This is a genomic window from Corallococcus terminator, from assembly GCF_003611635.1.
GTDB lineage: Bacteria > Myxococcota > Myxococcia > Myxococcales > Myxococcaceae > Corallococcus > Corallococcus terminator.
In genome coordinates, this window is the sequence record NZ_RAVZ01000634.1 from 1 (window position 1) to 2,037 (window position 2,037).

The 2,037-nt window shown below is 71.4% G+C and carries 1 protein-coding gene; it reads right to left on the minus strand.

Annotated elements, in window-relative coordinates; translation table 11 throughout:
- Positions 1-88: 88 nt before the first annotated feature.
- Complete coding sequence (locus D7V88_RS40965) at positions 89-1,957, minus strand: lipase maturation factor family protein (RefSeq protein WP_244238676.1); 1,869 nt, start codon at positions 1,955-1,957, stop codon at positions 89-91.
- Positions 1,958-2,037 lie beyond the last annotated feature (80 nt).

The window sequence follows — 2,037 nt, forward strand, 5'->3', positions numbered from 1 at the left end:
ACCCCCACCCTCGATGCACGATTGGGATTGCCCGCCCCACACAGGGCCCCAGGTCACGTGTGGGCCCATCGCGCACCGGGCGCCATTCCTAGACATGCCAGGACAGCCGGGGCGTCCCTACCGTACGCGTCGTGAAGGGCGTCAGGGTCAGGGGTGACACATACAGCCCCCGCCGCTCCCGCTTCCACCAGGCCCCGGTGCGCTGGCGCTCCTCACGGGAGGTCATCCGGTAGTCATGGAGCACCGCGCGCACCATGCGGGGCGGATGGTCCGGAAAGGGATTGGCCGCGAACAGCCCCAGGACCTCGGGCGAGCCCTCCAGCAGCCGCTCCATCAGGGCCAGGAACCACGAAGGCGGCCCGCCCAGCGCGGCGAACCACATCTGCCAGTCCAGCCGGGGCTGGTGGGGCGCCACCTGGCGCGGCGGCCGATCCACCGCCGAGACCTTGTAACGGAAGGGATACGCCACCCAGTGCTCGCCGTCGTCCGAGCCCTCCACGGTGATCTCCGGCCGGTCCACCGTCATCATCGCGAACAGGCCATAGGAGTTCACCGAGTGCAGCGGGTGCGCCCGGTCCTCCAGCCAGCCCACCGCCTTCACCACGCGCGCCGGGCCGCGCGGCCACCACCCCATCCGGCGCAACAGCTCCGTGGTGCCCAGCGCCAGGAACGGCACCGCCGCCACGGTGGACAGCGCCGTGCTCAACACCGACGGCCGCCGCGCGGGCCCGGCATCCCGCCACAGGCGTTCGGGGAGCACGCGCCGCAGGGCCGCGTCGTCCAGCAGCCACAGCCCCAGGGCCAGGGATTGGAAGTTGAAGAAGCCGTAGTTGCCCGTGCCGACGATGGCCGCCTGCAACGCCGCGAAGGCGCCGAAGGCGACCTGCCGCACGCGCCGGGGCCCGAAGGCGAGGAAGGGCACCCCCGTCTCCACCGCCAACACCCCCGCGGTGCCCGCGTGGCGCACCTGACGTGGAAGCTGGTGCGCGGCCCAACCGCCCCGCGTGGGCAGGGGCGCGGTCTCGAAGTACACGTCGCACGCGCTCAGCTCGCGCCATGTCCGGTCTCCCGAGTGGAACTTGCTCACCCCCGAGCCGAAGTAGAGCCGGAACACGAGCATCCGGAAGAGGAACACCTCCAGCGCGGACACGTCCCGCCTGCCCAGCCCGGGCCTCAGGCCCACCGGCGCGGTGAGCGCGCCCAGCGCACCCATCTCCAGCAACAACACGTCCCACTGGAACGACAGGAACTCACGCCCCAGGGACACATAGGACAGGTACAGCGCCCACAGCGCCTTCGCGCTCAGCGCCGGGGCCACGTCGAGGATGAGTGCCAGCGACAGCGCCTGCCCCACGCGACATCCTCGCACCAGCGCCACGTCGGACGCGTCGAGCCAGAACACCGACGGCCGCCGCCACTTGCCCTGCGCGGCCCAACGCTCGGACTTCGCCACCTCGCGGATGGGACGGATGCCCTTCTCGCCATAGAGCCCCAGCACCTGGCGACCCAATGACGTGAAGGCGATGAGGAAGGTTCCCCCCAACAAGCGCAGGAAGGCCCAGCGCACCAGCCGGTGACTGGCGGGCTCCGTCACCCGGCTGAACAGCCACGTGTCCAGGCGCGACGCGCGACGCCGGTTGCGCGCGATGAGCGAATACACCGCGCCCGCGCCCTGCTTGATGCCGGGCAGCAACCCCAGCCGCGCGGCGAAGCGCGTGCCCGGATAAGGCGACCAGGCGAGCATCCGGAAGACCGCCTCCGCCCCTGACGAGCGACGCCCCGAGGGTTCCACGAGCTGCATGGCGCGCCGCATGTGTGACTTCGAAATGCCCAGCAACCGCCGCAGCCAGCCGCTCGCGCGGACGAAGCGCACGCGCCCTTGCGTGTCACCGCGCCACCGCTCCACCCAGCGCTTGCAGAAGCCACAGTCCCCATCGAACAGCACGAGCGGTCGCATCGCGTCCTCCATCGCCACCCGTCAAAGGTGCGTGCGGCGCGGTTGATGCGAAGGGGCCTGCTGGAAGGGCGGGCGGGCAG